Origin of the sequence: Bacillus sp. 2205SS5-2 (assembly GCF_037024155.1) — a bacterium.
Lineage (GTDB): Bacteria > Bacillota > Bacilli > Bacillales > Bacillaceae_K > Bacillus_CI.
On sequence record NZ_JAYKTS010000006.1, the window covers coordinates 21,585 to 28,788 of the forward strand.

7 protein-coding genes and 1 pseudogene are annotated in these 7,204 nt (G+C 34.9%); 1 reads left to right on the plus strand and 7 read right to left on the minus strand.

The window, feature by feature from the left end:
* Positions 1-50 precede the first annotated feature (50 nt).
* Entirely contained in the window at positions 51-1,265 is a 1,215-nt protein-coding gene (locus U8D43_RS05880) for an NAD(P)/FAD-dependent oxidoreductase (protein WP_335870209.1), read from the minus strand.
* 162 nt (positions 1,266-1,427) lie between these two features.
* Here U8D43_RS05880 and U8D43_RS05885 point away from each other — a divergent pair, with 162 nt between their 5' ends.
* Positions 1,428-1,619: an alpha/beta-type small acid-soluble spore protein gene (locus U8D43_RS05885; protein ID WP_335870211.1), complete on the plus strand. Its 192-nt coding sequence runs from the start codon at positions 1,428-1,430 to the stop codon at positions 1,617-1,619.
* 196 nt (positions 1,620-1,815) lie between these two features.
* On the opposite strand, the gene U8D43_RS05890 is transcribed toward U8D43_RS05885, so the two are convergent.
* The 6 genes and pseudogenes from U8D43_RS05890 to U8D43_RS05915 form a co-directional block, all read right to left on the minus strand.
* Positions 1,816-2,886: an anti-sigma factor domain-containing protein gene (locus U8D43_RS05890; protein ID WP_335870213.1), complete on the minus strand. Its 1,071-nt coding sequence runs from the start codon at positions 2,884-2,886 to the stop codon at positions 1,816-1,818.
* Positions 2,883-3,644, minus strand: coding sequence for an RNA polymerase sigma-I factor (sigI, locus tag U8D43_RS05895; protein WP_335870215.1), 762 nt, complete (start codon positions 3,642-3,644; stop codon positions 2,883-2,885). The genes U8D43_RS05890 and sigI overlap by 4 nt, the downstream gene beginning before the upstream one ends.
* A gap of 130 nt (positions 3,645-3,774) precedes the next feature.
* Positions 3,775-4,860: a DUF5667 domain-containing protein gene (locus U8D43_RS05900; RefSeq protein WP_335870217.1), complete on the minus strand. Its 1,086-nt coding sequence runs from the start codon at positions 4,858-4,860 to the stop codon at positions 3,775-3,777.
* A 116-nt stretch (positions 4,861-4,976) separates the two neighbouring features.
* On the minus strand, positions 4,977-5,744 hold the full coding sequence (locus U8D43_RS05905; protein WP_335870219.1) for a TerC family protein: 768 nt from the start codon (positions 5,742-5,744) through the stop codon (positions 4,977-4,979).
* A 287-nt stretch (positions 5,745-6,031) separates the two neighbouring features.
* Positions 6,032-6,508, minus strand: coding sequence for a hypothetical protein (locus U8D43_RS05910; protein WP_335870221.1), 477 nt, complete (start codon positions 6,506-6,508; stop codon positions 6,032-6,034).
* Positions 6,509-6,737: 229 nt separating this feature from the next.
* Positions 6,738-7,204: pseudogene (locus U8D43_RS05915) on the minus strand (RNA-guided endonuclease TnpB family protein); the annotation flags it as partial.

Consider the following 7,204-nt stretch of genomic DNA (forward strand, 5'->3'; position numbering starts at 1 on the left):
CCATTATATATTTTAAAGTAAAATTTGGTCAACGAAAAGATGAACTTATTTTATTTCTGACTACTAACATATATATTCAGATCTTCTGACGTTCCGTTCATAAGGATTTCTTTAAGTATTTTTGCGAAAATAATACTATACACTGTACCATTTCCACCATAACCTAATAAAAAATAGCTGTCTGGATACTCTGAATAGCGTCCGATCATTGGAAGTCCATTATGGGTGCTTCCAAAAAAGGCTGACCAACTATATTCTACATTAAGTTTCCCCTTTAGACTAGGAAACCACTCTTCTAGCGTCTGAAGAAGGACAATTGTTTTATGTGGTAACATCGAGTCTCTTTTTTTGATGTCTTTAGTCGGTTCATCTAAACCACCAATAATAATTCTTTCATCAATTGTTCTTCTGGCATAAAAATAGGGTCTGGCCGTTTCCCAAATAAGTGCCTGGTCTGGCCACTCCACGACATTACCTATTTTATTTGTCGTGATAGCATAAGAACTTTCAATTACCGCGTTAGAGTCAACAACCGTCTCCATCGCTTCATACCCTAATGAATAGATTACCTTCTTTGTTTTAATCCTATGTCCCGATTTTGTATGAAAAATCCATCCATCTTTCTCTTTTTGTTTTCCATTTATTTCAGTATGTTCATACGTTTTCACACCGTTTTGGTGGGCGAAATGTAATAAAGAGTGTGCAAGCTTAAAAGGATTAACTTCTGCATCTCCTTCTGTAAAGAACGCCACTTTATTTTTCAAAAAATCCGCATTTTTTTTCTCTGAGTAGGAAGATAGAGTAGCTGGGAAACCATATTTTTTTAACATTTCGTATTCTTTTTCGATTTCCACAACTCCCTTTTGATCTGAAGCAAAATATAAGCTTTTTCTCGGAATAAAATCGGTTGGCAACTTTAGATTTGGAATAATATCTTCTTGTAAAGTCTCTAGGGCTTGCTTGCATAATTGATAATGTCGAACACCTTTTTCAATACCAAAAGACTGTATACACTTGTATAGAGCTTTATCATTAGCGAATTGAAGAAGTCCTGTGTTGGCACAAGTACTACCTTTTGCCATTCCTCTTCTCTCCACTAAAACAACATTCAGTGGGGTACCACTGAGAAAATAAGAACAAAACGCCCCTGACATTCCACCACCAATAATTAATACATCGCACCCAATATTTTCGTCTAAAATGCCATACTTAGGAATGCTTTCCATCGTAGATGGCCAAAATAATTTCCCTGATTTTAAATTCATCATAATTCCTCTTTTATTCTCATATTTTCTTTTAGATTTCCCAAAATCTAAAGAAATTTAAACCAAATAATATCAAACATTTACCTGCATGATAAATCTTAGAGGTAGCATACTATCTCCAAGCTACAAAAAAACAAATATTACTTTTAAGGAGTGCTTATAATGGCAAAAAGTTCAAATAAATTACTAGTTCCAGGTCTTGAAGGATATTTAGATAATATTAAATATGAAATTGCTCAAGAATTTGGCGTACAACTAGGATCCGATACTGCTGCTAAATCTAACGGTTCAGTCGGAGGAGAAATCACAAAACGCTTAGTCCAAACAGCCCAATCCCAACTACAAGGGAAATGAGAAAAGTGGAAGGGACTATTATTTAGGGCGGTTAGCACTTGATAGTGTGCTCAGGGAAACTTTTTTCCCTGAGTGAGGTTACAGATCCCGAGTCCTCAAGGCTCCCTATACTAGGAAATCCAATAAACATAACCCCCCTCGTATTAGGAGGGGGGTTATGTTTATTATAATGAACTATAAAAAAGTGCAATTGCTTTTAGTTTGCTTTTTGGCTATTTTCATCTCTGTCAGATTTTCTGTCGGCTTTTTCTTTTTTTCGATCACTGGTGTTATTTTTTTTCTGTGTACGAATCCATTTTTTCTCTTCTTTTATTCGCTTCTTGTTTTCCTTAAAGTTTGCTTTTGATGCGTTCTTAGCGTTCTTAGAGTTCTTATTGAATTGCTTATTATCAAACTCATCTGATGGTTTGTCTTGTTGTTTACCTTGTTGGTTTTTATTTTTGTTTTTAATTTTTTCCTTTTTCTTCTTCTCGTTGGCATTTTCATACCCTATTTCACTTGGTTTCTTCTTGTCAGCTCGATCTGTTTGTGGTGAAGTTAACGTATTATTTTCTTCTATCTTATCTTTAGAAGAAGACGGATTGGATGTTGATTTTTTGGGTTGTTCTTCAATAATATCAACTTTTGTAACACTCTCTAAATCTTGAATATATGTTCCTGTACTGATCCCATTTTCGTGGGCTTTATTACGCTGTTCCAACGTAACTGGAACAATAGTTGTGGTAACTGGCAATTCGGTTTTAATCTCTTCTACTTCTTTGTCTAATCTAGTGTTACTCTTGGTAGCTTTCTTTTTATTAACAGCTGTTGTAATGATCATATTCTCTATATTAAAACCCTTCTCATCGCTATATGCAACGACCGATTTTAAGACAGAATGCACCGATTTATTTTTCCATTCCTTTAAACTATTTAACATTTCCTTTGCCTCGGCATTGAAAGGAGTTATTTCAATCACTTCTAGATCTTTGGTCACACCAATCTCAAAGCTAGGATTGATGTCTACAGAGACATAGGCATAAACTGAATCTTTTCCTAAAAATGCTTGAATGAGGGTGAATGAAAGGAACATGATGGCTGCAACACTAGCCAACTTTGCCCAAATTGAATAGGATTCTCTCCGTTTTCTCTCTTTATAAGGAGCAAACTCTATTTCCTCACCTACTACGTACAACTTATCTGAAATAGTAGCTTTTTCAAATTCCCCATACGGCGTCATCATGATTAAGTAATCTGTTTTCACTTCCATGACTATTCCTTTTTTCATGTATTTAACCGCCCTTTTAAGTAGTCCCTTAAATAATAAAACTCTTCTGTTAGAATTAGAGTTACCGCGATAATAAACTTTCGGTTTCGTTCAATCGTTTTTCTACTAACGTTTACCCTCTCAACTAATTCTTTCATTGGCAATCTCTTTTTCTCTTGGACAACTGAAAGGAGTTTTGGGTCTTTTGCAATCATTTTTGCAATATGGATTGCATTTAGACGAGCATCTTCGTGTTTAGGAGACTGAATAATCAAGTCTTCAAAAGTTAATTTATATGAAGATAATAGGGTTTTATAAGTAACAATTTCTTCTTGTCTAGCTTTCATTACTTTTTCACTTTCAAATTGTCGCAAGGACAAACTATTCTCAATAGGATTATCGTACGTATCGCCTTCTTGTTCCAAGATGGAAATATTATCCAGACTAACAAGAACATTATCTTTATTTTGTTTGCGCAAATAGTCAATAACTTTCCGCTTAATAATGACTTCTGCAAAGCTTAGCAATGAAGCTCCTCGTTCAGGTTGGTATTTAAGAATTGCATCATGAAAGGCCATTAGTCCAATACTAAACTCATCATCGCTCTCGTAAATATACCGTTTACAGACGGATGATACCGTTTTTTTGATAAAAGGTTGATAGGACTGAAGAAGATCTTCTAATGCACTTTCATTTCCTTTTTGGATATCAAGAACGAGTTGTTCTAAAGATGCTGACTTCTTTTTTCTTGTAAGTAAAAGTAATAAAACATTTAGCATCAGTCTCACCTCTTCTAGACCCATTATAGCATGATATATTACTAAAAAGTTGGTTAGTAGAATGGAAAGACGGCCCAGTATGAACAGTCGATAGAGACTTTATCGGATGCTAATGAACCTCTATATTTAATTAATCTTTTTTACTTTTCCCTTTGTGATCTTTCTTTTGTTGATTTTTCTTTTTATCTTTATGCTTTTCTTTTTTATCTTTATGCTTTTCTTTTTTTCCCTTATCTTTTTGCTGGTTCTTCTCCATATTACGTTCTTCTTTCAAAGCTTTTGTCCCTTCTATTACAATTGGAGAAGTTACTGTATCATCATCTTCGCTCGGTACTAACTTATCTAGTTCATTCTCTACTATTTCTTCTGTAGTGTTGTTTACTTTATCTACCGTTTCAACAATTTCTTCGACTTTATTATCTGCTTCTTCCTCTTTGTTTTGCTTCTTTTTTGCGGTTTTCTCTTCTAATTTCTCTATTTTTCTGGCTAATTTAGCGTAACTTTTTTCGATATTTTTTTGTAAAGTGGCTTTTGCTTTTGGGTTTTTCACTTTTTCAATTGCCGCAGATAAGGCAATAATATTTTGAGAAATCAACTTTTTCACTTCAACTAGTTCATCCTCATCGTCTTCTGCACTTTTTTCCATTTCTGTTATTTCTACTGTGGAGTCTTCTATAGTGCTTTCATTTTCAGAATATAATTCGGCCGCTTCATCACCGACTGAAATTTCTTCTTTCACAATTGATTCCTCATCAGAAGATTCTTCATTAATAAATTCTTCAGAATCACTATCGTCTAATTTTATCGCTTCATCTTCTGCTTCATTAATACGCTCTAAGGCTTTTTCAAGTGTTTCAACGGCTAGATCCTCTTTTCCTTTCTGAAACAGCACTTCAGCTTCATTTAACCTTTCTCCAGCAAATTCTGAAAGAAGCTTTGCCTCCTTCGTTTCGTCTAGAGTAATCGCTAATTTAATTTTTTCAATCATGATCTTCGCAAAGTAAAAGATTTCTCCAGGTAAGACATTTGGTTCCTCAAGCTCATTTAATTGATCAGTCGTATCATTTAATGTTTCTTCCATTTCTAGTTCTGTAGGCATTTCAACACTTTTAAATTCTTCATTGCTATTTGCTAGAACTTGTGTCCCCGAAAAAGAGAAGGAGCATGCAAGTAAAGCTGCCATCGTTAATTTTGTTATCTTTTGTTTGTAGTTCATGCGTTAACTAACCCCCGTTAATTGTTGTTTTTATCTGAGATCGCTTACGTCATAATACTACGGCAACACGATTACTGCTTTTGGGGGTAAACTGTAAAAAGCTAACGAAAAGTTCGTTAGCTTTCTGATGAAATTTGGGACTGCTTTCTAGCCACAAGATATCCACCTAATGCAATCGCAATTAAGATAACCCAAAAAACGCCCTTAAATCCTTTTGACTCTGGAAAGTGTTCATTTAGTATCTGAATCTTTGGATGGGCTAAAGTGAACACCGCTAATTTGACCCCTACCCAACCAACAATCAAAAAAGCTGCCGATTCCAAACTAGGATAAGTTTGCAAAATCTTTACGAACCAGTTAGCTGCAAAGCGCATGATAACTAATCCAATTATTCCACCAAGAAGCATAATGATAAATTGACCTCCATCGATTCCCCCAATTTTGACCCAACCCGTTGGAGTCAAAGTCACGGCCAATGCAACAGCTGCAAGCATCGAGTCAATAGCGAAGGCAATATCGGCCAATTCTACTTTTAATACAGTCACCCAAAAAGAGGAACCCTTCATTTTTTCAGCTGAATGAGCGAATTCTTCTTTTCCCTTCGCCTTTTTTACTAGATGGGAAAAACTAATAAACAGCAAATAGAGTGCACCTATTGCCTGAACTTGCCAAACTTCTACTAAAAAAGAAATAGTAAAAAGCGCTAAGAAGCGAAAAATAAATGCGCCAAATAGTCCATAAAAAAGTGCTTTTCTTTGTTGCTCTGAAGGGAGGTGTTTAACCATTACGGCCATTACCACCGCATTATCAGCTGCAAGAATCCCTTCTAGCCCGACAAGAACAATTAATACCCAGCCGTATTCTAACAATAATGTTGCCTCCACTACCAGAGACCACCTCCGATTATACATATGAAATTTGGATAACTTACTTATTTTTATTTTGCTTTCTTTGTTTGATAGACTCTTTTTTCTCTATTAATAAGGCTCTTTTCGTACTAGTTGTTGTTTTAAGAAGAAATTCTATATGAAAATCGATCTTTTTTCTATATTCACCTTCCAGTTGATACGAAAAGATGATCCGAAGAGTAGTGAAATCAAGGATTTTATGCTTATGCGAAAATAGCCTTTAATAAAGAGACTCTATTCTCTTCATTTTAGGAAAACATTTTCTATTTTTCTTTATTTTGAAATTGTTTTCTTAACAATAATTTTCGAATGAACAGCCCGATAAAAAGACCGGGTATTACAAAGATGATTGGGAGAAAAATGGGACCAAAAAAGATTTCAAAAATCGTAATTTGAGGCGACACCATTAAACCTATCGTTACAAAATAGGCCGAAATGGCAAAAGGAATATAATGGTGATATTCATCATTATCTAAAGTATTTCGGTAGGCATCCCACATCGAAAAAAAATACAAACACGGATAGAATAATAACCATTGATAGTTGACGACCTCGGCAGCTTCTCTAGTTTTCCCTAAGAAACTTAGCATGATGGCCGAGTTAAAGTGACTTTTCATATTGATGATAATTTCTAATAGGACAAATAGAATTCCTTTAACATATTGGTGAAGCAATAACTGTGGAAATCCTGGAAAGGCAATACTCCATAAAATTGCTTCTAGTTTTCCAAATTTCTTCATTGCCCTCCTCCTGATTCATGAGTACTACTATTGTATCCAATAATATGGAAAATATTTTATCAAACTAGAGTGTTTTGAGACTCCCACGGCTAAAGCCGCAAGTCCTACACTTTACGGTGTGACGGATGGGATTCTTGAATGACTAAACGTTCGCAATCCATTTCTGTTTTGAACAGTCTTCAAGATTAGGGCATCTCATTGCCCCTCCTAAGACAGTGCATATAGCATCTTAGGCTGATTGACTGTTACCATCAATCACAGGTGCATATCGAATATTCATTGCACCGACCTTATCTCTATGTGTTTCAAACCTACAAGAACACTTATATTTTCTGTCTTTTGCTTTATTCTTTTTAGAACAATTAGGACAAGTTTGAGGAGTGTATGCAGGGTTCACATATTCAACTTTAATACCTGCTAAATTAGCTTTGTACTCAATGAATTTTGATAAGCGATAGAAAGACCATGTATGTAGATTCTTTTCGTTTTTACGGCTTGTTCTTGCCGTCTGTCTTATGTTGGTCAAATGTTCTAACCGAATGACAGAAATATGATTGTCAATTGCAAAATCAACAATTGAACGACTAACTTTGTGGTCTTGGTCCTTCATGTATCGTTGTTCTTTATCATCGAGATTTCGGATGGCATTTAGTTTTTTGCCATTACCTAATTTTTTTCTTTTTTATCGGAACACTC

What these genes read in the sequence shown, in the direction of transcription:
- U8D43_RS05910 (WP_335870221.1), bottom strand. Translation starts at nt 6,508, where the DNA reads ATGAAGAAATTTGGAAAACTAGAAGCAATTTTATGGAGTATTGCCTTT.
- U8D43_RS05890 (WP_335870213.1), bottom strand. Translation starts at nt 2,886, where the DNA reads ATGAAAAAAGGAATAGTCATGGAAGTGAAAACAGATTACTTAATCATG.
- U8D43_RS05885 (WP_335870211.1), top strand. Translation starts at nt 1,428, where the DNA reads ATGGCAAAAAGTTCAAATAAATTACTAGTTCCAGGTCTTGAAGGATAT.
- U8D43_RS05900 (WP_335870217.1), bottom strand. Translation starts at nt 4,860, where the DNA reads ATGAACTACAAACAAAAGATAACAAAATTAACGATGGCAGCTTTACTT.
- U8D43_RS05880 (WP_335870209.1), bottom strand. Translation starts at nt 1,265, where the DNA reads ATGAATTTAAAATCAGGGAAATTATTTTGGCCATCTACGATGGAAAGC.
- sigI (WP_335870215.1), bottom strand. Translation starts at nt 3,644, where the DNA reads ATGCTAAATGTTTTATTACTTTTACTTACAAGAAAAAAGAAGTCAGCA.